The sequence below is a fragment of the Allocoprococcus comes genome, assembly GCF_013300725.1.
Taxonomy (GTDB): domain Bacteria; phylum Bacillota; class Clostridia; order Lachnospirales; family Lachnospiraceae; genus Allocoprococcus; species Allocoprococcus comes_A.
Genome location: NZ_JAAIMM010000032.1, coordinates 1 through 25,095 on the forward strand (window position 1 = coordinate 1; position 25,095 = coordinate 25,095).

At 43.2% G+C, this 25,095-nt stretch carries 23 protein-coding genes; 16 read left to right on the forward strand and 7 right to left on the reverse strand.

Annotated elements, in window-relative coordinates:
- Window positions 1–129 precede the first annotated feature (129 nt).
- Entirely contained in the window at window positions 130–912 is a 783-nt protein-coding gene (locus G4407_RS14235) for a triose-phosphate isomerase (RefSeq protein ID WP_173689416.1), read from the reverse strand.
- Window positions 913–1,227: 315 nt separating this feature from the next.
- On the opposite strand from G4407_RS14235, the gene pdxA reads away from it, so the two are divergent.
- The 6 genes from pdxA (at window position 1,228) to mutY (ending at window position 7,858) form a co-directional block, all read left to right on the forward strand.
- On the forward strand, window positions 1,228–2,247 hold the full coding sequence (gene pdxA / locus G4407_RS14240; protein WP_173689417.1) for a 4-hydroxythreonine-4-phosphate dehydrogenase PdxA: 1,020 nt from the start codon (window positions 1,228–1,230) through the stop codon (window positions 2,245–2,247).
- 43 nt (window positions 2,248–2,290) lie between these two features.
- Window positions 2,291–3,637, forward strand: coding sequence for a four-carbon acid sugar kinase family protein (locus G4407_RS14245; RefSeq protein WP_173689418.1), 1,347 nt, complete (start codon window positions 2,291–2,293; stop codon window positions 3,635–3,637).
- 30 nt (window positions 3,638–3,667) lie between these two features.
- Complete coding sequence (locus G4407_RS14250) at window positions 3,668–4,705, forward strand: 2-keto-3-deoxygluconate permease (RefSeq protein ID WP_173689419.1); 1,038 nt, start codon at window positions 3,668–3,670, stop codon at window positions 4,703–4,705.
- Between the two features lie 123 nt (window positions 4,706–4,828).
- Entirely contained in the window at window positions 4,829–5,332 is a 504-nt protein-coding gene (locus G4407_RS14255) for a YcxB family protein (RefSeq protein ID WP_173689420.1), read from the forward strand.
- Between the two features lie 20 nt (window positions 5,333–5,352).
- Window positions 5,353–6,132, forward strand: coding sequence for a DeoR/GlpR family DNA-binding transcription regulator (locus G4407_RS14260; protein WP_173689421.1), 780 nt, complete (start codon window positions 5,353–5,355; stop codon window positions 6,130–6,132).
- Window position 6,133: 1 nt separating this feature from the next.
- On the forward strand, window positions 6,134–7,858 hold the full coding sequence (gene mutY, locus G4407_RS14265; protein WP_173689422.1) for an A/G-specific adenine glycosylase: 1,725 nt from the start codon (window positions 6,134–6,136) through the stop codon (window positions 7,856–7,858).
- Window positions 7,859–7,932: 74 nt separating this feature from the next.
- Here mutY and G4407_RS14270 read toward each other — a convergent pair whose 3' ends face one another.
- From G4407_RS14270 to G4407_RS14280, 3 genes are all read right to left on the reverse strand, one after another.
- Complete coding sequence (locus G4407_RS14270) at window positions 7,933–8,604, reverse strand: phosphatase PAP2 family protein (RefSeq protein WP_173689423.1); 672 nt, start codon at window positions 8,602–8,604, stop codon at window positions 7,933–7,935.
- A 116-nt stretch (window positions 8,605–8,720) separates the two neighbouring features.
- Complete coding sequence (locus G4407_RS14275) at window positions 8,721–9,542, reverse strand: glycerophosphodiester phosphodiesterase family protein (RefSeq protein ID WP_243868862.1); 822 nt, start codon at window positions 9,540–9,542, stop codon at window positions 8,721–8,723.
- Between the two features lie 17 nt (window positions 9,543–9,559).
- Window positions 9,560–10,474 carry a diacylglycerol/lipid kinase family protein gene (locus G4407_RS14280; protein WP_173689424.1) on the reverse strand — a complete coding sequence of 305 codons (915 nt, stop codon included), beginning with the start codon at window positions 10,472–10,474 and terminating at the stop codon, window positions 9,560–9,562.
- A 167-nt stretch (window positions 10,475–10,641) separates the two neighbouring features.
- On the opposite strand from G4407_RS14280, the gene G4407_RS14285 reads away from it, so the two are divergent.
- From G4407_RS14285 to G4407_RS14295, 3 genes are read left to right on the forward strand one after another with little or no spacing between them, the layout of a single operon-like run.
- The gene (locus G4407_RS14285) at window positions 10,642–11,001 is read left to right on the forward strand and encodes a CidA/LrgA family protein (RefSeq protein WP_173689425.1); all 360 of its coding nucleotides are present in this window, start codon (window positions 10,642–10,644) and stop codon (window positions 10,999–11,001) included.
- Window positions 10,994–11,686, forward strand: a complete 693-nt coding sequence (locus G4407_RS14290) for an LrgB family protein (RefSeq protein WP_173689426.1) — start codon at window positions 10,994–10,996, stop codon at window positions 11,684–11,686. Before G4407_RS14285 ends, G4407_RS14290 begins: the two co-directional genes overlap by 8 nt.
- 17 nt (window positions 11,687–11,703) lie before the next feature.
- The gene (locus tag G4407_RS14295; RefSeq protein ID WP_173689427.1) at window positions 11,704–12,297 is read left to right on the forward strand and encodes a cytidylate kinase-like family protein; all 594 of its coding nucleotides are present in this window, start codon (window positions 11,704–11,706) and stop codon (window positions 12,295–12,297) included.
- A gap of 185 nt (window positions 12,298–12,482) precedes the next feature.
- Here the strand turns inward: G4407_RS14295 and G4407_RS14300 are convergent, their stop codons facing one another.
- On the reverse strand, window positions 12,483–14,219 hold the full coding sequence (locus G4407_RS14300) for a [FeFe] hydrogenase, group A (protein ID WP_173689428.1): 1,737 nt from the start codon (window positions 14,217–14,219) through the stop codon (window positions 12,483–12,485).
- Window positions 14,213–16,045, reverse strand: coding sequence for an NAD(P)-binding protein (locus G4407_RS14305; protein ID WP_173689429.1), 1,833 nt, complete (start codon window positions 16,043–16,045; stop codon window positions 14,213–14,215). The genes G4407_RS14300 and G4407_RS14305 overlap by 7 nt, the downstream gene beginning before the upstream one ends.
- Before the next feature lie 325 nt (window positions 16,046–16,370).
- Between G4407_RS14305 and G4407_RS14310 the strand changes: the two genes are divergently transcribed.
- The gene (locus G4407_RS14310) at window positions 16,371–17,402 is read left to right on the forward strand and encodes an aldose epimerase family protein (protein ID WP_173689430.1); all 1,032 of its coding nucleotides are present in this window, start codon (window positions 16,371–16,373) and stop codon (window positions 17,400–17,402) included.
- 153 nt (window positions 17,403–17,555) lie between these two features.
- On the opposite strand, the gene G4407_RS14315 is transcribed toward G4407_RS14310, so the two are convergent.
- Entirely contained in the window at window positions 17,556–18,164 is a 609-nt protein-coding gene (locus G4407_RS14315) for a TetR/AcrR family transcriptional regulator (RefSeq protein WP_022220003.1), read from the reverse strand.
- 172 nt (window positions 18,165–18,336) lie between these two features.
- On the opposite strand from G4407_RS14315, the gene G4407_RS14320 reads away from it, so the two are divergent.
- The 6 genes from G4407_RS14320 (at window position 18,337) to glgD (ending at window position 25,010) form a co-directional block, all read left to right on the forward strand.
- Entirely contained in the window at window positions 18,337–20,490 is a 2,154-nt protein-coding gene (locus G4407_RS14320; protein WP_173689431.1) for a Tex family protein, read from the forward strand.
- A gap of 3 nt (window positions 20,491–20,493) precedes the next feature.
- A complete protein-coding gene (locus G4407_RS14325; RefSeq protein ID WP_173689432.1) occupies window positions 20,494–21,345 on the forward strand; it encodes a DUF5685 family protein in 852 nt (283 codons plus the stop codon).
- Window positions 21,326–22,009 (forward strand): DnaJ domain-containing protein, encoded by a 684-nt coding sequence (locus tag G4407_RS14330; RefSeq protein ID WP_173689433.1) that lies wholly within the window; start codon window positions 21,326–21,328, stop codon window positions 22,007–22,009. Before G4407_RS14325 ends, G4407_RS14330 begins: the two co-directional genes overlap by 20 nt.
- Complete coding sequence (locus tag G4407_RS14335; RefSeq protein ID WP_173689434.1) at window positions 22,000–22,533, forward strand: hypothetical protein; 534 nt, start codon at window positions 22,000–22,002, stop codon at window positions 22,531–22,533. Before G4407_RS14330 ends, G4407_RS14335 begins: the two co-directional genes overlap by 10 nt.
- 217 nt (window positions 22,534–22,750) lie before the next feature.
- Entirely contained in the window at window positions 22,751–23,890 is a 1,140-nt protein-coding gene (locus G4407_RS14340) for a glucose-1-phosphate adenylyltransferase (protein ID WP_173689435.1), read from the forward strand.
- A gap of 1 nt (window position 23,891) precedes the next feature.
- On the forward strand, window positions 23,892–25,010 hold the full coding sequence (gene glgD / locus G4407_RS14345; RefSeq protein WP_173689436.1) for a glucose-1-phosphate adenylyltransferase subunit GlgD: 1,119 nt from the start codon (window positions 23,892–23,894) through the stop codon (window positions 25,008–25,010).
- The last annotated feature ends 85 nt before the right edge of the window (window positions 25,011–25,095 follow it).

Below are 25,095 nucleotides of genomic sequence, written 5' to 3' on the forward strand. Positions count from 1 at the left end.
AACAGGTACAAAAAGGGAGATGCGAAAAAACTCAATCGAGTTTTTTCACATCCCCTTTTGAATTTAATGGGAATATGTATTTTCAGTGAATCGAAAAGGCATATTTTGCTTTGTACTGGAGAAGTCAGGTTACTGTGCTTCGTAGGTTGCCTTAGCGTCACGTATCAGCTTGTCGAATTTATCTGCATCCCATGCAGCACGTCCTGTAAAGAGTCCATCGATGGATGGCTGAACGATCAGTTCATTTGCATTGCCCGGATTTACGCTTCCACCGTATAATACAGGAATCTTGTCTGCTTCTTCGCCGAAAATTTCACGGAGGCATCCTTTGATGACTTTGTGCATCTCTTCAGCATAGTCAGCTGTTGCCGGAGTTCCGTTTACACCAATAGACCATACCGGTTCGTAGGCAACCCAGATCTTGCCCACCTGAGAAACGGGAACATCATGGAATCCGACTTTAAGTTGTGTGCGGAGTACTTCTGCACTGATTCCGAAATCTTTTTCTTCTGCGGTCTCGCCGATACATAATAAAGTAGTGAAGCCATGGTTTAATGCTGCTTTTACTTTTTTGTTTTCTTCTACATCTGTTTCACCGAATACATGACGTCTTTCAGAATGTCCGATCATAACCAGATCAAGTCCGAGTTCTTTTAACATAAGAGGGGAAATCTCTCCGGTAAACTGTCCCTGATCCTCCCAGCACATATTCTGGGCGCCGAGAAGTACATAGTCCCGATCTACATTTTTCGTAGCGCTTTCCAGTGTTGTGTAAGAAGGGATGATGAAAAGTTCAATCTCATCACGGCTGATATCCTTCGTATTTTCTACAAGCTTCTGCAGGTAAGCAACGGTATCCTGAATATTTTTGTACATTTTCAGATTGCTTCCAAAATAAAGTTTCTTCTGCATAGTGTCCTCCTTAAGATTTTATCAATATTAGATTCTGAGAAAATTATACTACGCGGATAAGGAAAAAACAATGGCAGAAACGAAAGTAAAATCACGAAAAGATACGTTAAATATTAAACAAACGAAAAAACGAAAGAAAACGAAAATATTAACGAAATAATATGGTGAAAATGTATAAAAATGTGGTGCGAAAAATATAAAATCTTACGAAAAGGTAAAAAACTGTTGCGAAAACGATGAAAACGATATAAAATAAAAACATAAAACAAAAGGAAAAACAAATTAAAATAAAACAAAACGAAAGGAAGAACGAAAATGAGCGAAACAATTTTTAAACCAGTAACAGCTATCACAATGGGAGATCCTGCAGGAATCGGACCTGAGATCGTAGTAGGAACTATGCTTGATGAAGGAATCCATGAATGCTGCAAACCATTCGTAATCGGAAGCATTGCTATTCTTGACAGAGCAGCAAAAGTACTTGGAAAAGAATTAAAATATAATAAGATCGAAGATCCTTCAGAAGCAAAATATGAATTCGGTACAGTAGATGTACTTGAGACAGGTGATTATGATACAGACTCTATCAAATGGGGCGAAGTTCAGGCACTTGCAGGACAGATGGCAATTGACTGGATCATGAAATCCATCGAACTTGGAATGGCTAAGAAGGTAGATGCAGTTTCTACAGCACCGATCCACAAAGGAGCAATCAAACTGATCGGCATCAAAGAACCTGGACATACAGAAATCTATCAGAACCAGACACATTCACCATATGCACTGACCATGTTCTCATGCCACAAACTGAGAGTATTCTTTGTAAGCCGTCATATGTCACTGGTTGATGCATGTCACTATGCAACAAAGGATGTAATTCTTGAAGATGTAATCAACATCGATAAAGAACTTCGTAAAGTCGGAATCGAAAATCCACTGATCGCTGTAGCAGGTCTGAACCCGCACAACGGAGACAACGGATTATTCGGAACAGAAGAAATCACAGACATCGGACCGGCTGTTAAAGCAGCTCAGGAAAGAGGAATCAATGCTGTTGGACCATGCCCGGCAGACTCTGTATTCCACATTGGTAAATCAGGAAAATACGATGCAATCCTTTCTCTGTACCATGATCAGGGACATATCGCTTGTAAGACACTTGACTTTGAAAAGTCTGTAACACTTACATTCGGTCTCCCATTCATCAGAAGTTCAGTAGACCACGGAACTGCATTTGATATTGCAGGAAAAGGAATCGCAGGTTGCGTCAGCCTGATCGAATCTACAAAGGTAGTAGCAGAATACGCAGCAAAACAGCATGCAAAAAATGCATAAGACAAGTCATTAGGAGAGGAATTTAGAAAGCGAGGAATCAGTCATGCCACTTATCGGATCCGTTGCAGATGACCTTACCGGAGCAACCACTACGGGGGTATTGCTTGCAAGAAGCAAGGCCAGAACAGCAGTATTCTTTAACGTAGAAGCAGCAATGAAAGCAGAGGGTGTTGACGAACTGGATGCGATCATCATCAGCAGCAACAGCCGTCCGCTTCCAGCGAATGAAGCTTATGATAAAGTAAAAGATGCAACCATCGCCTTAAAGAGTATGGGAGCAAGATATTTTCAGAAACGTATTGATACCACAATGCGAGGCGGCATCGGTGTTGAAATTGACGCGATGCTCGACCAGCTCAGTGAGGATACGGTAGCGGTTGTAGTACCTGCTATGCCACAGTCCAGAAGAATTCTGGTAGGCGGATATTCTGTGATCGATGGAGTGGCACTGATCAATACACCGGTTGCACAGGATGTAAGAACACCTGTAAAAGAAAACTACATACCACGTCTTCTGGAAGGACAGACCAGAAGAAAAGTCGGACTTGTAACACTTGATAAAGTGCTTGCGGGCGATGAAGCCATCAAAGAAGCACTTGCAAAAGAACGTGCAGATGGATGCCAGGTAATCGTAGTAGATGCAATCACACTGGAAGATGTGGAAAATATTGCACAGGCATGTATTTCACTGAACTGGGATGTGGTATCTGTAGATCCGGGACCGTTCACATCAAAACTCGCTTATTACAGAGATATCATTGGAGTTGAAGAGCCGAACCTTCCACCGCAGGGAGATGAGACAGGAAAGACAGTACTGATCGCTGCCGGAAGTGCAACTCCTGTTACGAAAAAGCAGATGGAAATCCTCTGTCAGGATGAACGTCATGTACGCATCAGTGTTGAACCGATTCCGCTGATTGACGGTGGTGAGGCAGCGCTTGACGAGGCTTATAGAGCAGTAAATAGAGCGGTTGAACTTCTGAAGAAACCGGTTCCGCCGAGAGCGATTCTTTTTGAAACAGCATTGCACGGAGAACTTCTCAATCTTGATGAAGAAGATGCAAAGCGCCATTACGCAGGCGGAATGAGTGCAAACCGTATTAACGCAGGTCTTGGGACGATTATCCAGCAGGTTCTGGAAGTTGTCGGAAAAGATAAAGTAGCAGGTCTTTATACAACCGGAGGGGACACCATGGTAAATGTATGCTACCAGCTTGGTGTAGAGTGTATAGAGGTTCTGGACTATGTAATTCCGCAGACAGACATTGGTCGTCTGATTGGCAGCCCGTATAGTGGACTTCCGGTGGTAGGAAAAGGTGGACTTACCGGAAACGACAATACGGCATGCGATATCGTGACGAGACTGTTCAACGAAGCGGCAAGGAAGTAATTTCTAAAGAGAGAAATGGAGGAAGAGGAAATGGAAAACGAAACAAAAAAACAGAAAGATCTTGATCTTCTGAACAAGATGAAAAAACTTCCGGGTGGTCTGGTTATCATCCCGCTTGTAATCGCAGTATTACTTGCAACATTTGTACCACAGGTATATCAGATCGGTGGTTATGTAACAGCCCTTTTCTATGATGGAAATGCATGTATGATGGGATTCTTCCTGATCGTCTGTGGTGCATCGATCAACGTACGTCAGGTTGGTATGCCTCTTTATAAAGGTGTTGTAATGACTGGTGTCAAATTCTTACTTGGTGTCCTTTTAGGACTTATCGTAGGATGGGTTTGCGGACCTACAGGATTCCTTGGAATCACACCATTTGTTATGATCGCTGCAATTACGAACTCTAACAGTTCCCTTTATATTTCACTTTCATCACAGTTTGGTAATGCAACAGATACAGGTGCTGTTTCAATCCTTGCACTGAACGACGGACCGTTCTTTACACTGGTAGCTCTTGGAGCAACAGGACTTGCATCCATTCCATTTAAATCATTAGTAGCAACAATCGTTCCGATCCTGATTGGTTTCATCTGGGGTAACTTAGACGAAGGATTCAAGAAAGCTTGCGCAACAGCACAGCCGATTGTAACATTCTTCATGACAATCTCTATCGGAGCAAAGACAGATGTATCTACAATCCTCAAAGCCGGAGCATCAGGTATCGTACTTGGACTTATCTCCGCTGCAACATCTGTAATCTTCTTCTTCGTGATCAATATCTTCCTTCCGAAGAAAGAGAGAAACGCAATGGGTGCTGCAATTGGTACAACAGCTTTGAACTCTGCCATGACACCGGCTGCGGTTGGTGAAGCAGATCCGACAATGGCTCAGTATGTAGATATGGCAACAGCACAGTGTGCAACAGCTTCTATTATCACACTGTTCCTGATTCCTTTCATAACAGCGTTCTTTGATAAGATGATGCAGAAGAAACAGAAAGGTATTTACTCACCGGAAGGATGGGCTCACTACAAAGTTACAGGTGAAGCCGCACCGGAAGAATAAAAATGTTATAATTTGTTTATGGAATGAAGTCCTCTTGTGTGTTACAATACAAGAGGACTTTTGTTTTATAGAGGATAGTTATCGAACGAAAGGGTGAAAACTATTAAAGAAAGGAAAGTGTTTATGGAAGAGAAGATTACAGTCCGGATGACAGATACATATCTGTTTGACTTTACGTTATATCATACCTATTCAAAACTGGCAGGTTTTCTGACAAATATTCTGGGAGCAGCGATTGCTTTTATGGGAATTATCATGCTGGTTATGGGAAAGATAAAACCCGTGCAGATTATTTTTTATCTGGTGGCAGCGGTTGTGTTTATTGCGTATACACCATTGCTTCTGAAATATCGTTCTAAAAAGCAGGTAAAAGGAATTGAACGTTATCACGTTCCGAATGAAATGACTTTCAATGATGAAGGTATTCAGGTAGAGTTTGCTGATAAAAAAGAGACTTATGAATGGGAACAGATCCAGAAGGTAGTTACAACACCAAAGACAATTGGATTTTATTATGAGACAGAAAAGGCATTGATTGTACCAAAACCGGATTTTGGGGACAAGTTTGTACCGATTTTGACATTGGCAACAAAAAAACTCGGACCGGCCAGAGTACATCTGAGATAGTCTGTTATGTGGAGGGGAAAATGTTACAGGAAAGACGGAATCATATATTACAGAAAGTAACAGAAAATGGAAAAGTAAGAGTTGCGGATTTGAGCCGTGAGCTGAACTGTTCAGAAGTGACGATCCGTAATGATATCAAGAATATGGACCAGCAGGGACTTCTGCAGCGTACACATGGAGGAGCAGTCAGTCTGGAGAATAAGGTAAAACGCAAATATGCGGCAGAAAGTATTTACCGGAATACCGAGAGAAAAAGAGAGATTGCAGCGTGTGCATATGAGTATATAGAAGACAGGGATACCATCATTATTGATGATGCATCCAGCAGCTTCTATCTGGCAATGCATATCAAAGAACATCCGGAAAAGAGGCTTGCGGTTGTGACGAATTCGCTCCTGGTAGGAAATGAACTTGCAGCAGTAAGACATGTAGAACTGTATATGATCGGCGGTCATGTGGGCGGTCATCTGGCAGCGACGATGGGAGATGCCGCCATTGAGAATATGGAAAAATTTCATGTAGACAAAGGATTTATCGGAGTACACAGTATCAATTTTGATGTGGGACTGACATCCATCGCAACACCACAGATGCAGGTGAAAAGAGCGATACTCGAAGCGTCCCAGCAGGTGTTTGTTCTTGCTGACAGCAGCAAATTCGGAGGAGGGTATGTGTCCGTGATCTGTCCGGTTAAGGATGTATACAAGATCATTACGGATTCGCAGATCAGCAAAGAGTATATCAGAAAAGCGGAGCATGAACAGATTCCACTTGTGATAGCCGGAAACCGGGAGCAATAATATGATATATGAGAGAATACAAAAGGGGCGCTTTTTAAAGCGCCCTAATCGATTTACAGCAAAAATAGAAATAAATGGAAAAGAAGAAACGGTCCATGTGAAGAACACAGGGAGGTGCGCGGAACTTCTGGTTCCGGGAGCAGAGGTGTTTGTCCAGAAGTCTGAAAGTGCAGGGCGTAAAACAGGCTGGGACCTGATTGGTGTCAGAAAGGCTGACCGGCTGATCAATATGGATTCCCAGGTGACGAACAAAGTGGTGCAGGAATGGATTGAAGCCGGGAGATGGTTCAAGGACGTGAAGGTTGTCAGACCGGAAGTTACCTATAAGAATTCCAGGTTTGATCTGTATGTGGAATATGAAGAGAAAAAAGCGTTTATAGAAGTGAAAGGGGTTACGCTGGAAGAAGAAGGCGTGGTAAAGTTTCCGGATGCACCGAGCGAGCGGGCAGTGAAGCATTTAAAAGAGCTGGAAGCAGCGGTGCAGGATGGGTACGAGGCTTATGTATTCTTTGTGGTCCAGATGAAAGGAGTACGTTATTTTACACCAAACAGACGGACTCACAAAGAATTTGCAGATGTTCTTGCAGAAGCAGCGGAAAACGGAGTTCAGGTGATCGCAAAGGACTGTTTTGTGACGGAGGATTCCATTGCAATTGCGGACGAAGTTCCGGTAGTACTTACCAATCCACAGCTCTATGAAGCACCGGAGCTGCTTGTGGAATGGTACAGAGAGCGGAAACGGGATCTGCCGTGGAGACATCATGTAAATGCCTATCGGGTATGGGTGTCTGAAATTATGCTGCAGCAGACGAGAGTGGAAGCAGTAAAGCCATTTTTTGAGCGTTTCATGACAGAGCTTCCAACGGTAAAAGATCTTGCCGAGGCACCGGAGGATAAGCTTTTAAAGCTCTGGGAAGGGCTTGGATATTATAACCGGGTACGCAATATGCAAAAAGCAGCGCAGAAGATCGAGGAAGAATACGCAGGAAAATTTCCGGAAAATTATGAGGAGATCAAGGCGCTTCCGGGAATTGGAAATTATACGGCAGGGGCAATTTCTTCTTTTGCCTATGGAATTCCAAAACCGGCAGTGGACGGAAACGTTCTCCGGGTGGTATCAAGACTGCTGGCGAGCGATGCGGATATTATGAAAGCGTCCGTCAGGACAAAGATAGAAAATGTGATTGAACCGGTGATCCCGGAAGATGCAGCATCGGATTTTAACCAGGGGCTGATCGAACTTGGCGCGATTGTCTGTGTGCCGAATGGGGAGGCAAAGTGTGAAATCTGTCCTCTTACGGGAATCTGTGAGGCGAAAAGGCTGGGAATCCAGAATGAACTGCCGGTGAAGAAAAAGGCAAAAGCGCGAAAGATTGAGGAGAGAACCGTTTTGATTTTTAAGGATGGTGATCATGTGGCAATCCGGAAACGACCGGATAAGGGACTGCTTGCAGGTATGTATGAGTTCCCGAATCTGGACGGAAAGCTTACGATGGACGAAGTAACCGCTTACAGCAAATCTATCGGGCTTGCACCGGTCCGTGTGAAAAAGCTGCGGAATGCGAAGCATATTTTCAGTCATATCGAATGGCATATGACTGCGTATGAGGTGATCGTGGATGAACTGGAGAAGAACTGCAAAGAAGAGATGATCTTTGCACATCCGGAAGAAATACAAAAGGAATATTCCATGCCATCGGCGTTTAGCGCATGGAAGGTGAAATAAAAGAAGGACATTGCTTTTCGATTTTGCGAAATGCGATGTCCTTTCTTTGGAACAAACAAAACAATTATAAGTGTTTAAATCACCTGACGTGCAAGTCGTGGTGACTTTGCGCCTTCCTGTGCATAAATTAGTGAGTACATGAAATATGCCATCACACATGCAGCAACTACATCCACTACGGAATGTTGCTTCAGGAACATGGTTGACAGAACGATCAGGATACTTAAAACAAGAGATCCTTTCTGGATCAGTCTGGAGTGCTGAAGCTTCTCGCAATGGGAAATTGCGATGTAACAACAAATAGAGTTGTATACATGAAGACTTGGAAGCACATTCGTAGGTGTATCCGTCTGATAGATCCGTTTAACCAGCTCGATACAGAAGTTATCACGCGTAAATACTTCCGGTCTCAGGTTCAGTCCGTTCGGAAATACCGTGCAGATGATCAGAAAAATGGTCATACCGCTGAACATGATCGCGGAGGCTTTGTAAAATCCCTGTTTATCATTAAAGAACAAATATCCCAGTGTGACTGCAATATAAGCAAACCACAGCAGGTACGGAATGATGAAATATTCACAGAACGGGATGTAGTCATCGAATACCGAATGGATTACAAAATAATTGTCGGTCACATGGCGTTCCAGATAAGTAAACCATGGAAAATAAATAAAAGCATATAGTAATACCCACGCATGGCTGTATGTATGCATCAGTGTCTTTAATTTGTTTGAAATATGACTCATGATAAGATCAGCTCCTTCGGGTGAAGATGTTTCTTCCTTGTTACTAGAGGTAGTATAACATTAAAAATTTTTCTCGACAACAGACTTCATAAAACATTCATATTTTTTTCTATTCTCTATTTTACGGAGAAACCTTCAAAGATATACATATCATATTTATTCCGTGCAGTTTTATAAGCTTTTTGATTGCGGAGTGTCCAGACTGCCATCGGAATACGGTACAGATAGCGGTTCAGCCAGACGGAAGGATTGCCGGCATCTGCAAGTTTATAAGAAATAAAGTCCGGACGACAGATCAGGTTGGTCAGCAGGAACTGTACACAAAAGCGTGCCAGAAAAGGATTTTCCGGATTTGTGCGAGTCAGGGCAGAAGAAAGCTGTCCACGAAGAACCTGAGGCGCATGCTTGTGAAACCATCGGATTCCAAGGGAGTTGAAGGACTGGATCATATAAGGTCCTTTATAATCCTTTAAAATATCCCATGCAGCAGGACAGAGCTTCATATTGCTGTCCGGAAGCTTCAGTTCAATCAGAAGAGGAACCCGCCCATTGACATAGCGAAGAACATCTGAAAAAAGTGGCATATGCTCCGAAGTTCCGGAAAGATGCAGGTGCTGTAGCGTATCAAACGTGGAATCTTCAACTGTCCCTTCGGCATTGCAGATCCGCTTTAAAGACTCGTCATGGAATACGACTACTTTTCCATCACGGGTGAGATGGATATCAAGTTCGATGGCAAGATTTTGTTTTACTGCCTCACGAAATGCCGGCATAGAATTCTCGGGAATCAGCCGGGAAGAATCATGTAGTCCGCGATGGGCATAATCCCGCTCGAGATAAGGAAGGATTTTGCTTCGGCGGGAAGTATTCGGCATGATCATATATAAATATAAGAAAAAACATACAACAACAGTTAAAAGAATCCAAAACAACAGCATAGAAAAGTCCCCTTCTTTTACGTAATAATTTTCAGTGTCTCAGGTTCGAGAGAGAACGAAACATCCTTCTGGAGATAAATCGGTTCGCCGTCAGAATGTACCGGAAGTGCTACTTTTGAGTGTACTTCTGCTTTTTTACAGCGGAAAATATGTACGCCTGGAAGTCGGGTATGCTTTCCGGAAAACACAGTCGGCAGAATTGCCAGAGCAATAATTTTGGGAACATCTGCAATCACAATAAAGTCCAGCAGATCATCATCCGGTTTGGCATCCGGGCAGAATTTGCATCCACCACCTTCATAAGGAAGATTAAATGCAGAGGCAAAGAAAACCCGTTTAAAATGAAGTCTTTTGGTATCGTCCAGAAGGATTTCCATCTCATCTGGCTGACAGCGGCGCAGACGGTAGAGTGAGCAGGCTGCGTAGGCAAGTTTGCCTAGACCGAGCCGGTTAAAAAAGACTTTAACCCTGGAAATACAAAGCTGATGGCAGATTGCTGCATCGTATCCGATTCCGGAACTGACGGCAAAACGGTGAACCTTGTCATGATAGTGCAGTACACCAAGATTGATCTTGCGCGTCTGGTCAGAATGCAGCACCAGATCCAGAGCTTTCATGGTATCGGATGGAAGGGCAAGTCCCCTGCCAAAATCATTGCCAGAGCCGATCGGAATGTAACCGAGGGTAACCTGGCTTAAATTCTGCAGACCACAGATTACTTCATCCACACTTCCATCACCACCAAGTACAACGATCGTAACCGGATCCCCGGAGGCGGTAAGCTCGGCGGCAATCTCCGTTGCGTGATGCCGGTGATGTGTAAAATGGATCTGGTAATCTATATGTTCTGCTATCAGCTTTAATTTAATCTTTTCCCATAGTGCAAGTCCCTGCCCCGAGCGGGCGTTAGGATTGGCTATAAAATGATACATAAAGTCATCCCTTCACTTTTGTAAATTTAGTTTCATTCTAGCATCGGAATGAGAGGATATTGTCAAAAAAACAATAAAAATGCAAAAATTTATTGAGGCAGAGTGTTAAAAGTGCTATTCTGGTACATGTGTTAAAAAATGGACATAAAATGAATGGAGGTAATGCTGTGAAATTTATAAGACAATTTTTGATTATCATATTGATTTCTTTTGCAGGAGAGCTTTTGCATGCAATCCTTCCACTACCGGTTCCTGCAAGTATTTATGGCTTGCTGATCTTACTGGCAGGTTTGCAGACAAAAGTAATTCCCTTGAAAGCAGTTGATGAAGCCGGTGGATTTCTGATTGAAATCATGCCGATGCTTTTTATCCCTGCAGGAGTAGGGCTGATGGTATCATGGGGAGACTTAAAACCGGTTCTTGTTCCGATCATCGTTACGATTGTAGTGACAACAGTGCTGGTTATGGGCGTGAGTGGAAGAACCGCTCAGTTTGTACTGAAGAAAGAGGAGAAGAAGGATGAGTAATATGCTGCATGGATCGACCTTTTTTTGTATGGCGATCAGTCTTTTTGGATATGAGGCCGGAATTTTTCTGCGTAAAAAGTTAAAAATTGGTATCTTCAATCCACTTCTTGTTTCGATTATTTTTGTAATTATCGTACTAAAAGTGACTGGAATTGATTATGATACTTATGATAAGGGAGCGAATGTACTGAGCTACCTTCTGACACCGTCTACAGTCTGTCTTGCAATTCCGCTTTATCAGCAGATGAATCTTCTTAAGAAGAATCTGAAAGCGATCATTGCAGGAATTACAACAGGTGTATTTGCCAGCCTTGCCGGTGTATGGGTATTTTCTATGTTGTTCCACCTGAAAAAGCAGTTCTATGTAACGCTTCTTCCAAAATCAATTACCACAGCGATCGGTATGGGAATCTCGGAAGAGCTTGGTGGAATTGTGACGATTACAGTTGCTGCGATCGTAATTACCGGGATTATTGGAAATATGTTTGCAGAGGGAATCTGTAAGCTCTGCAAAATTGAACATCCGATTGCAAAAGGACTGGCAATCGGAACAGCTTCCCATGCTATGGGAACGGCAAAGGCAATGGAAATCGGAGAGATTGAAGGAGCAATGAGCAGTCTCTCTATTGCGGTGGCCGGATTGATGACGGTTGTAGGTGCATCGATTTTCTATCACCTGTATTAGAGAGGAGTGTGCAGAATATGGAGAAAACAATTATCTGTATCGGACGGGAATATGGAAGTGGCGGACATGAAATCGGTGAATTGCTGGCAAAGCGTACCGGTTATGCGTTTTACGATAAAGAGAAGCTGTTTGAAATTGCAAAGGTGCGCGGATATGAGAACGAAATGCAGGAGTATCTGGATGAACAGCCGGTGGACAGCCTTCTTTATTCAATCGCAATGAATTTTGCAGAACCGAAGAAGACACCATATCCATTTAAGCTGATTGAAGAGCTTGTGGAAGAAGGACCATGTATTATTATGGGAAGGTGCGCAGGTTATCTGATGAGAAACCGAGAAGAAGCTTTTAGTGTATTTGTCCATGCAGATATGGAAACACGAATTGAACGCGTGAAAGAGCGTGATCATATTACAAGCAGAATGAAAGCGAAACGTAAGATCCAGGATGTGGATGAGAAAAGAAGCGCTTTTCGTAAGGATTATACCGGACAGGAATGGGGAATGTCGAAGAATTATGATCTTTCGGTCAGCACTACAGAGTTGTCCTATGATCAGGCGGCAGATCTGATTCTGTATTATAAGAAGATGGCAGAAGAATCTGACAGAGCTTAGAGGGAATAAAAAGAATATACTATTTTGTTGAATTCAAAAATGGGAAATGACATGGCAGGTCATTTCCCATTTCTGGATTTTAGAGATATAGAAGGGCTCAATTTCTATATCTTAGTTTATAGAATACTCGGTTTCTATAAATTATTTATATATTCGTTACAATCTTTTAGAGGGCAAAATTTGATTTATCTAGGCATCTCCCATGCGTTATGATCCGTGTGAAGCAACATATGTGACTTGTGAGAAAGCGGTTTCTCAAAGAAATCACGATACAGACGGAGTACATCCGGGTTCTCATGTGAGAAGCGAAGTGGTGCATTCTTATCAAGGAAATAAAGATTTTCACCACGTGTCCGTGCAAGTTCTTCTCCGTCATGGATTGGCTGACCACCACCGCCGACGCATCCGCCAGGGCAGGCCATGACTTCTACAAAATCATAATGTACTTCGCCATGTTCGATTGCTTCGATCAGTTTACGTGTGTTTCCGAGTCCGCTGACAACAGCAGCACGAACAGTAGCATCTCCAAGCTGGATCTCGGCTTCTACAACACCCGGCTGTCCACCAGGATTGCGGACAATCTTGAATGCATCCGGATCAGGGTTACGTCCGGTTACAAGGTAGTGAGCAGAACGAAGTGCTGCTTCCATAACACCACCTGTTGTTCCGAAGATAACACCGGCACCGGTCCATTCTTTCATCAGAGGATCGCATTCACGATCAACCAAAGAAGCAGGATCAATATGTGCAGAACGGATCATGCGGGTAAGTTCACGGGTTGTAAGTACAATATCTGTCTCGTGTCCGGCATATTCACCATAGAACAGTTCCATGTTGCTTTCACCTTTTTTGGCTACACATGGCATGATAGATACAGTAAACATATTTTCCGGTTTCACACCGATAGATTCTGCAAAATAACTCTTCATGACAGAACCGAACATCTGCTGTGGTGACTTGGCTGTTGAAAGCTGTGGCACCAGATGTGGGTACTGTGATTTAAGGAAGCGCACCCATCCAGGGCAGCAGGAGGTAAACATCGGACGAAGATTTAATTCGCCTTTTGTAAATCTCTGCAGGAATTCATTTCCTTCTTCCATAATAGTAAGGTCTGCTGTGAAGGAGGTATCGAATACATAGTCAACACCCATTTTCTTCAGAGCATCCATGATCTTGCCGACAGTTGCTTCTTCACGGGAAAGACCAAGAGCTTCACCCCATGCAGCACGTACAGCAGGAGCAACCTGTGCAACAACAACTTTCTTGTCAACAGCGATTGCATCCCATACTTTCTCTGTATCATCACGTTCGCGCAGAGCGCCGACCGGGCAGTGGGTAATACACTGACCGCACAGAGAACAGGAAACTTCGGAGATCTTATGGTTGCCGGTTACATTAATGGTAGTACGGGAACCAGTACTTGTTACATCCCAGATATGTAAATCCTGGATCTTGTCACAGACCTGGATACAGCGCATACACTTGATGCATTTCTGTGAGTCTCTGATCAGCGGAAATTCTTTATCCCAAGGGAATTCTTCCAGACGCTGCTTAAATGGTACTTCGATGATGTTCAGGTCATTGGCAAGACTCTGCAGAGTACAGTTACCGCTTCTGACACAGGTAGCACATTTGCAGTCGTGCTGGGAAAGGATCAGCTGTACAGTCTGTCTTCTGGCTGTACGAACCTTTGGGCTGTTTGTATGGATTACCATACCTTCTTTTACTACGTTGTTGCAGGAAGTTACCAGTCGTTCCATTCCCTCAAGTTCAACAACGCAGACACGACAGGCTGCGATCTCGTTGATATCTTTCAGATAGCAGAGCTTTGGAATCGGGATATCCGCCATTTTGGCAGCATCCATGATGGTAGTACCTTCCGGGACAGATACGTTTATATTATCAATTGTAAGATTTACCATAATGTTTCACGACCTCCTTTGAAAATGCCGTAGCCGAAGTGGTCGCAACGCAGACATCTGCTGGCTTCCTGTTTCGCTTCTGCCTCGGACATGCAGTTTTCTACACCGTTAAAGTCACAGACACGTTCGCAGGCTTCACGCTCGGTCATGTTTACTCTTCCGCACGGCGGGCGGTCATCAAGACGCGCTTCAGGAATCTCAACGTCACAGCTGATAATGTGGTGATATCCCAGGTATTCGTCTATGTTAGCAGCTACTACTTTTGCAGCAGCAATAGCTTTGATTACGGATGCAGGACCGGAAGCACAGTCTCCACCGGCAAATACACCCGGAATGTTATCGAATCCGCCGTATTTTTCGGTTAAGATCTTACCTCTCTGTACAGGAACACCGGCTTCTTCAAAGTGCTGGTATTCAATATCCTGTCCGATCGCAACGATCAGTGTCTGGCATGGAATGAATACGTCAGGAGCACCTGTCGGACGTACACTTGCACGACCGTCTTTGATCTTACTGATCATCTGTGGTGTAACGTAGATTCCTTTTACGTGACCGTTTTCATCTGTTTCGATGCGGGAAGGAGCCATCAGAGTCTGTACTTCGATTCCTTCTGCAACAGCACCTTCAATCTCTGCCGGAAGGGCAGTCATATCTGCCACGCGGCGACGGTAAACGATGCTGACTTTTTTAGCACCCAGACGTTTTGCGGTACGGACAGCATCCATAGATACGTTACCGCCACCGATAACAGCTACTTCCTGTCCGGTAAGATCCGGGTTCTGGTTCTTTCCTACATCACGAAGGAACTGAACAGCAGAAAGGACACCTTCTGAGTGTTCGCCTTCGATACCAAGTTTCTTATCGGTACTTGCACCGATTGTAATAAGTACTGCGTCGTATTCTTCACGCAGGCTCTGGATTGTCATATCAGTTCCGATACGTTTGCCAAATTCAACTTTGACACCGGTCTCAAGGATGGCATTGATATCATCGTTCAGACGGTCTTTCGGCAGACGGTAGTTCGGGATACCATAGCGGAGCATACCGCCAAGCTCAGGCAGCATCTCAAATACGGTTGTCTGGTGTCCCATCAGCTGCAGATAGTAAGCTGCACTTAATCCACCAGGGCCACCACCAACAACGGCAATACGCTTTCCGGTAGATGGAGCGCATGGCGGCGGTGGAACTTTTCCGGCATAATCGGCAGCCATTCTCTTAAGACCGCGGATATTGACTGCATCGTCTACGATGTTACGACGGCAGCGTGCCTCACAAGGATGTTCGCAGATAAAACCACAGGTGGTCGGGAATGGATTGTCCTTACGGATCAGGCGGATCGCATCTGCGTAACGTCCTTCTCCGACAAGAGCGATATATCCCGGAATATCTACATGTGCCGGGCACAGAGATACACAAGGAACAGGCTGTGCGTACTGGCAGGTACATCTTCCCTGGCGCACATGTTCTTCATAATCTTCACGACATCCAATCAGACTCTTGTAAACCATGTGAGCTGCTTCATACCCGATCGCACAGTCAGCTCCTTCCATGATTGATACAGAGAGTTCTTCCAGCAGGTCTAATGTTTCCATAGTTGCGTCTCCGTTCATAACGTCGGTCAGCAGATTTTTCAGCTGCCACAGACCAACACGGCACGGCACACATTTTCCACAGGTATGTGTATGACACATCTCCAGGAAAGCACGAGTCATGTCAACAGGACACAGTCCCGGAGGACTGGATTCGATTCTTCGCTCCAGATCTTTGTAGAGCCCTTCGATAACCAGCTGGGCTTTGTCCGGTGCAGTGATTTCAAGTCTACTCATAGCTTTTTTCTCCTTTAACTTTTTTTGCTAATCTACAGGACAGATGAAGAAAAATATAGGGAAAACATCTGAATACTATAGATTAACTCTATGGACACACTTATAATGATATTGTATGCATTTTAGTACAATCTTGCAAGCAAAGTTAATAAATAGACAAATAAGTTAATTTTGTCACAAAATGATAAAAAATATCAGCAATATGCACAAAAAGGCAGAACAACGATAAAGGGTGCAAAAAATAAAAAAAATATGTTACAATAACACCTGTAAAAGAGATGTCTGTTTTTCAGGCACAATTAACAGAAAGGGCGGAACAGGAGAAATGAAAGTAACAGATTTTGGTGCAACAGTTAAAGGTGACGAGACAAAATTATATACGCTCACAAATAAAAACGGAATGGAGATTGCAGTATCCGATTACGGTGCAACGCTGGTACAGGTGATCGTACCGGACAAAGAAGGCAAGCCGTGTGATGTTGTGCTTGGATATGATGAGGCAGCAGGATATGAAGAAGGAGATCTGTTCTTCGGCGCAATTGTCGGGAGAAGTGCAAACCGTATCGGAGGAGCATCCTTTGACCTGGACGGAGTGACCTATCAGCTTGAAAAGAATGATAATGGCAATAATCTCCACAGCGGAATGGATTTTTATAACCAGAGAATGTGGAAGGTAAAAGAAACCGCAGATGATCATATCACATTTGAACTGGACAGCCCGGATGGTGATCAGGGATATCCGGGAGCTGTACATATTGAGGTAACATATACTCTGACAGAAGATAATGCAGTGAAGATTGCTTATCACGCAGTGCCGGATGCAGATACAATTATCAATATGACAAACCACAGCTATTTCAATATGGATGGACATGCATCAGGAGATGTACTGGATCAGGAAGTATGGATTGATGCAGATGCATTTACCAGAGCCGATGCCGAGTCTATTCCGACAGGCGAGATCACACCGGTAGAAGGAACACCGATGGATTTCCGCACAAAGAAAGCAATTGGCAAAGAAATCGAGACAGATTATGAAGCACTGAATTTCGGGAAAGGATATGATCATAACTGGGTTCTGAACAATAAAGGAGAATTTGCGAAAGTGGCAGAGATGTCCTCGGAAGAGAGCGGAATCACTATGGAAGTTTATACAGACCTTCCGGGAATGCAGCTTTATACAGGCAACTTTATTGTTGATGCCAAAGGAAAAGGCGGGGCGCATTACCACAAACGTCAGGCAGCCTGCTTCGAGACACAGTTCTTCCCGGATGCAGTCCACAAAGAGAATTTTGCCGGACCGGTATGCAAGAAGGGCGAAGCATACGAGACAACAACTATGTACAAATTTGTATAAGAGCATAGAAATGAAAAAGTACCGCAGACGTAACAATCTGTGGTACTTTTTTACTTTAACTTTTACAGGTGCACTCTGTTAAATGAAAGGCACGATGTGTCGAAGATATTTTATAAACAAATGGTTTCTGTTCTGTTGCAAATTCCTTGAAAATCAGAAAATACCATCCAGATAATGCCCGATCGAACGGCGGATATTACCTTCAAAATCCGTCTCTCCGTTATGCAGACACCATTCAAATACATTTCCGATAACCAGCATACGGATATCAGTGCAGATTTCATCCAGGGAAATCTTTGGCGCAATGATGCCGGCATCGATCGCTTTGCGAAGATAATTCTCTACGGTAAGGATCGGGTACGGTCGCTCGGTGCGGATCGTCGGGTTCAGTGCCTGGTTGCGTGGTGTGTAGTAGTTGGACATGAATTCCACACCCAGCTCCCGGCAGTACTGTGCATAATTCAGATAGACGTGGATGATACCGATCTTTGCCTCATCTGCATCTTCCGGCGTATCCAGAAGATCCGGATTGATGCTTGGCTGTTCTTCGATGTAATAAGACAGAAGATCATCTTTGGTTTTGAAATGGTGATAGAAACTGCCGTTGGAAACGCCTGCTTCATCACAGATATTTTTTATGGAAAGCTGATCATATCCCTGCTTCTGCAGAATTGTCTTGGCTGCATGAAAGATACGTGCTTTGGTTTCTTTTGATTTTTTCTGTTGTCTGGACAGAGGCTCTTTTTCAATATCGCTTGACATTTGGTTAATCCTTTCTTAAAACTTTTCAGTCAGATTAGCTATAGTATAGCATATTTAATAGAAAAAGACAAGAAAACCGAGCGAACTCTGTAATTTTAACGGGAATTGAAAAATAAGAGATGACATGGTATCATTAAATCCATAGCGAACAAAAAGAGAGGATTGGATATCAATGGATATTAACCAGAAAATAACAGAAGAACTGGGCGTAAAAAAGTGGCAGGTAGATGCGGCTGTAAAGCTGATTGATGAAGGAAACACCATTCCGTTTATTGCGCGTTACAGAAAAGAAGCACACGGCACACTGGATGATGAACAGCTTCGTAAATTATATGAACGACTAACCTATCTGCGGAATCTGGAAGAGAAAAAAGAACAGGTTCTTGCAAGTATTGAAGAGCAGGGCAAGTTAACATCTGAGCTGAAAGCACAGATCCTGGCAGCAGAGACGCAGGTTCTGGTGGACGATCTTTACCGTCCGTACAGACCAAAGCGCCGGACCCGTGCGACAATTGCAAAAGAAAAAGGTCTGGAACCTCTGGCGGTTCTGATTTCTCTTCAGAATAGTAAGGAGCCCCTGGAAAAAGAGGCAGAAAAATATGTTTCTGAAGAAAAGGGCGTGAAAAACGTACAGGAAGCGATTGACGGTGCGAAAGATATTCTTGCAGAAAATATTTCAGATGAGGCAGATTACAGAAAGAGGATCCGCGATCTGACTTTCAAAAAGGGTACGTTGGTTTCTGCTGCAAAAGATGAAAAAGCAGAATCTGTATACGAGATGTATTATGATTTTACAGAAGCGGTCAGCAAAGTAGCCGGACACCGTGTACTGGCACTCAACCGTGGAGAAAAAGAAAAATTCCTGAGTGTTAAGATTGAAGCACCGGAAGAGGAAATTCTCCGTTATCTGGAAAAGAAAGTGATCCGCAAGGATAATCCATACACAACACCGGTTTTGAAAGAGGTTGTGGCCGACAGCTATCAGAGGCTGATTGCACCGGCAATCGAGCGCGAACTCAGAAACGAACTGACGGAAAAAGCAGAAGATGGTGCGATCCTTGTGTTTGGAAAGAATCTGGAGCAGCTTCTGATGCAGCCGCCGATTGTCGGACAGGTTGTGCTTGGATGGGATCCTGCATTCCGTACCGGATGCAAGCTTGCTGTGGTAGATTCGACCGGAAAAGTAATCGGCACGACTGTAATTTATCCGACAGCGCCTACGACTCCGAAGAAGATCCAGGCGGCAAAAGATCTGCTGAAAAAGATTATTCCAAAGTATCACATCTCTTTGATTTCCCTGGGAAATGGAACAGCATCCAGAGAATCAGAACAGTTTATTGTAGAACTGTTAAAAGAGATTCCGGAAAAAGTGCAGTATGTGATCGTAAATGAAGCGGGAGCATCTGTGTACTCAGCAAGTAAACTTGCTACAGAAGAATTTCCAAAATTCGATGTCGGGCAGAGAAGCGCGACATCCATCGCAAGACGTCTTCAGGATCCGCTTGCCGAACTGGTAAAGATCAATCCGCAGTCGATCGGTGTCGGGCAGTATCAGCATGATATGAACCAGAAAAAATTGGGAGAAGCACTTGGCGGTGTGGTAGAAGATTGTGTAAATAAAGTCGGTGTGGACTTAAATACTGCATCGGCTCCGCTGCTTTCTTATATTTCCGGTATTTCCGGAACCCTTGCGAAAAATATTGTTGCCTACAGGGAAGAAAATGGAAAATTTGAGAATAGAAAAGAACTTCTCAAAGTACCAAAACTTGGACCAAAAGCATTTGAGCAGTGTGCCGGGTTTATGAGAATCCAGGGCGGAACCAATCCACTTGACGGAACCAGTGTACATCCGGAGTCTTACGAGGCGGCAGGAAAGCTTCTTGAAAAGCAGGGCTTCGAGCCGGAAGATATTGCAGGCGGCAAGCTTGCAGGTCTGTCTCTTACCATCAAAGATTACAAAAAGCTCGCTGAGGAACTTGGAGTAGGAGAGATTACCCTTCGGGATATTGTCAAAGAGCTGGAAAAACCGGCGCGTGATCCGCGAGATGAGATGCCGAAACCAATTCTCAGAACGGATGTCCTTGATATGAAGGATCTGAAGGAAGGGATGATTCTGAAAGGAACCGTGCGAAATGTCATTGACTTTGGTGTATTTGTCGATATTGGAGTGCATCAGGACGGATTGGTGCACATTTCCCAGATCACGGACCGTTTTATCAAGCATCCACTGGAAGCAGTCAGCGTAGGAGATATTGTAGATGTAAAGGTAATGAGCGTTGATTTGCAGAAGAAGCGGATCCAGCTTACAATGAGAGGAATTCAGTAATACATGTTCGGATATGTGACGGCGAATGAGCCGGAATTAAAAGTAAAAGATTATCATAAATATAAAGCGTATTACTGTGGCCTTTGCCAGTCGCTGAAGAGACAGTATGGCAGCGCAGGACAGCTTACGCTTGCCTATGATATGACATTTGTGATCATTTTACTTACTTCTTTATATGAAAGTGAAACAAAGGCGGAAAGACATCGCTGTAAGACGCATCCGTTAAAGCCACAGCCAATGCTGGAAAATGAAATCACAGAGTATGCGGCTGATATGAATCTGATCATGGCGTATTATCATCTGGAAGATGACTGGAAGGATGAGAAGAAAGTAGCAGGGCTTTTCGGGAGTATGGCTTTGAAGCGAAAAGTAAAAAAAGCAATTCGGAAATATCCAAGGCAGAGTCGGGTGATCAGAGAAGAAATGGCAAAGCTTTCGGAATATGAAATTCAGGGTATACAGGAAGTTGACTATCCGGCAGGCTGCTTTGGCCGGCTGATGGAAGAGATGATGGTATATAAAGAAGACTGCTGGGAACAGCAGCTTCGAGGGATCGGTTTCTATCTGGGCAAATATATTTACATTATGGATGCTTACGAAGATCTGGATAAGGATCTGGAAAAAGGGACTTATAATCCATTAAAAAAGATGCATGAAGAAGCCGGATATGAAGAAAGATGCAGAGACATTCTGTGCATGATGATCGGCGAATGCGCAAGAAATTTTGAAATTCTGCCATGTGTACTGGACGTGGATATCCTGCGGAATATCCTGTATGATGGCGTATGGAAACATTACAGAAAGATACAAGAAAAGAAAAGCGAGGAAAAGGAAGATGACAAAGAATCCTTATGAGGTGCTTGGCGTATCGCCAAATGCATCGGAAGAGGAGATAAAAAAGGCGTACAGAGAACTGAGCCGGAAATATCATCCGGATGCCAATGTGGATAATCCGCTTCGGGATCTTGCTGAAGAAAAGTTCAAAGAAGTACAGGAAGCTTATGATGAAATTATGAAAGAGCGGACGAATGGAGGGTATAATTACGGATACGGCGCGGGTTCAGGGAACTATTCTTATGGTAATAATTCCTATGGTAATCAATCTTATGGAAATGGCAGATACCAGCAGTACAATAATATGAATCCGGAGATGCAGGCGGCATTCAATTTTATCAATAACCGCAGATATCAGGACGCGATCAATGTGTTGAACCGTATGAATGACCGGACAGCACAGTGGTATTATGCAAGTTCCATGGCCAACGCCGGCGTCGGCAACAATGTGCTGGCAAGGGATTATGCTGCGCAGGCAGTGAATATGGAGCCGAATAACCCGCAGTACAGAGAGCTGATGAACCAGCTGAACTGGGGAGCACAGAGATATAATAGTAATCCGTTTGGTCAGGGATATGGCAATCGTAATTCCTCTCCGTGTGGAACTGGAAATATGTGCTGTGATCTGTGGATCGCAGATTCATTATGTGAATGTATGGGAGGGGATCTGTGTCCATGCATCTAAATGCAAAAAAGATTGCATTTGCAGGTGTTATGCTTGCACTGACAGAAGTGGGGATTGCGCTTGGCAGTGTGATCGAAACGAATACCCTTTTTTTACTGGCGGCGGCATCCTTCTTTGTCGGGATTGTAATTCAGGAATTTGGATTGAAAAGCGGGGCAGGCTTTTTGCTGGCAGGAATTTTGCTGGGAATCTTTCTGTCTCCGAATAAATTATATGTGGTTTCCTATGCATTTATGGGATTTTATATTCTAATTATAGAAACAATATGGCATTTTCTTGGAAGAGCTTCCGGATGGATCAGAAGCCGTAGCTTTTTCTGGTTTATGAAATATCTGGTATTTAATGTACTTTATATTCCGGGGTTAATATATTTCTGGAGTATGTTATCTGAAAAAAAGGCTGCAAAAGGAATAATGCTTATGTCTGTTGTACTCGGACAATTTATACTTATTGTCTTTGATAAGACGTATGAATATGCAATGGGGAAAATCTGGAAAGAAAATAGACATAAATTCGGGTTTTAAAGCATATATAGTATAATAATGATGTGAGTGTCGAAAGTAAATTTTGCCACTCACTGATGTAACCGGATTGCTCTATTGCTAGGCAATTCCCACAATCCTCGAATACATCATAATGATAATATAAATTTTTATGTATTTTTTGCACAAAAAAGTGGAAAATTTAACAGAAAAATTGTATAATATAAGACAGGACAAATAGGAAAGAGAGGATTCACTTATGAAGCAGAATAATATGCTTGCTATGATCTTGGCAGGCGGACGAGGAAGTCGTCTTCACGAGCTTACAAATAAAGTAGCCAAACCTGCGGTTTCATATGGTGGGAAATACAGAATCATTGATTTTCCACTCAGCAACTGTGCCAACAGCGGAATTGATAATGTAGGAGTCCTGACACAGTATGAGTCTATTTTACTTAACAGTTATGTAGCGGCAGGCCGCAGATGGGGGTTAGATGCCCAGAACAGCGGAGTCTATGTACTTCCACCGCGTGAAAAAGCGGATGCGGACCTGGATGTATACAGAGGAACAGCAGATGCAATTTCACAGAACATTGATTTTGTGGACATGTTTGCACCAGAATATGTACTGATTCTTTCCGGTGACCATATTTATAAGATGAATTATGATAAGATGCTTGATTATCATAAAGAGACTGGAGCAGATGCAACAATCGCGGTCATTGAGGTTCCAATGAAGGAAGCAAGCCGTTTCGGTATTATGAATACGGACGATGAGGGAAGAATTGTAGAGTTTGAAGAGAAACCGGAGAATCCAAAGAGCAATCTGGCATCCATGGGTATTTACATATTCAACTGGAAGCTTTTAAGAAAGATGCTCCTTGCAGATATGAAAAATCAGGATTCCAATCATGATTTCGGAAAAGATATCATTCCGACTATGCTGAATGATGGAAGAAAGCTCTACGCATACAAGTTCAAAGGATACTGGAAAGATGTCGGAACAATTGATTCCCTGTGGGAAGCAAATATGGATCTGATCAACAATAAAAATGAACTTGATCTGAATGATGATTCATGGAAGATTTACACAGAGGATACAACTGTGCTTCCGCAGTATGTTGGTCCGACAGCAGAGATTGAAAGAGCATTTATCAACCAGGGTTGTGTGATCAATGGAAAAGTCAAAAATTCCGTACTGTTTACAGGCGCAAGAGTCGGTGAAGGTGCACAGATTATTGACAGTGTACTGATGCCGGGCGTTGAAGTAGAAGAAGGTGCAGTTGTAACAAGAGCGCTTGTGGCTGATGGCGTAAAGATTGGTAAAAATGCAGTTGTTGGATCAGCAGACAGTGAACATATTGAGTTAGTATCAAAACGTGTTAAGGGGGATGAGTAATATGGCACAGGCATTTGGAATCGTAAGTTTTGCCGGCAACAATATCCGGGTAGGAGAGATGCAGAATTACCGTCCGGTTGGTGCTGTTTCATTCCTTGGAAGATACAGAGTTATCGATTTCCCAATCTCTAATATGAGCAACAGTGAAATCGAACATATTCAGGTTTATGTAAGAAGAAAACCGCGTTCTCTTACAGAACACCTTGGAACAGGACGTCATTACAATATCAATTCAAAGAGTGGACGTCTTCATATTCTGTATTCAAACTTTGAAAATGCAGAATGGAGTGTATATAATAATGACCTGGCTGCGTACGAAGAAAATATGGAGTGCATTGAAGCTGTAAAATACCCATATGTAGTTATTGCACCAAGTTATATGATTTATACACAGAATTATGATGAATTACTTAAGACACATATTGAATCCGGTGCAGATATTACCCTGTTATATCACAGTGTGGATAATGCAAAAGAATACTATCTGAACTGTTCAACACTTAATCTGAACAAGCAGAAAGGTGTTCTTTCATTAGAACCGAACCATGGTAACGCGAAAAACCGTAATATTTTCATGGATACTTATGTAATGCGCAAAGATCTGTTTATGGAACTGGTTAAAAAGGGAAGAAAGATTTCTTCCATGTTCACGCTTAATGATATTGTGAATATGGCCTGCAGTGAACTGGATGTACGTGGAGTGTCACATCGGGGATTCTTTGCATCTATCACAGATTTCAAGAGCTACTATAATGCAAACTTATCACTGATCGATATGAAGAATGCGGTGACTTTGTTTGATAAGAACTGGCCGATTTACACAAGAACAAATGATTCATGCCCAACAAAGTATTATGAAGGAGCAAGTGTTAAGAGTTCTGTAATTTCCAATGGATGCCTGATCGAGGGTACTGTTGAAAATTCGGTAATCGGACGTGGATGTGTAATTAAGAAGGGTGCAGTTGTCAAAGACAGTGTTATCCTTCCGGGAGTTGTAATTGGAGCGGATGCGCGGATTGAAGCGCAGGTAGTGGACAAGAGTGCAAGGATTGTCCATGCAAAGGAACTGATTGCAGATCCGGAAAAACCAGGATATGTAAGAAGAAACGATACTTTATAATCAAAAGAAATTCAACAGAGAGAAGAATGCCGGCATGGGCAGACTTCTCTCTGTTTTTTTGGTTTCATAAAAAAAGAGGCTCATA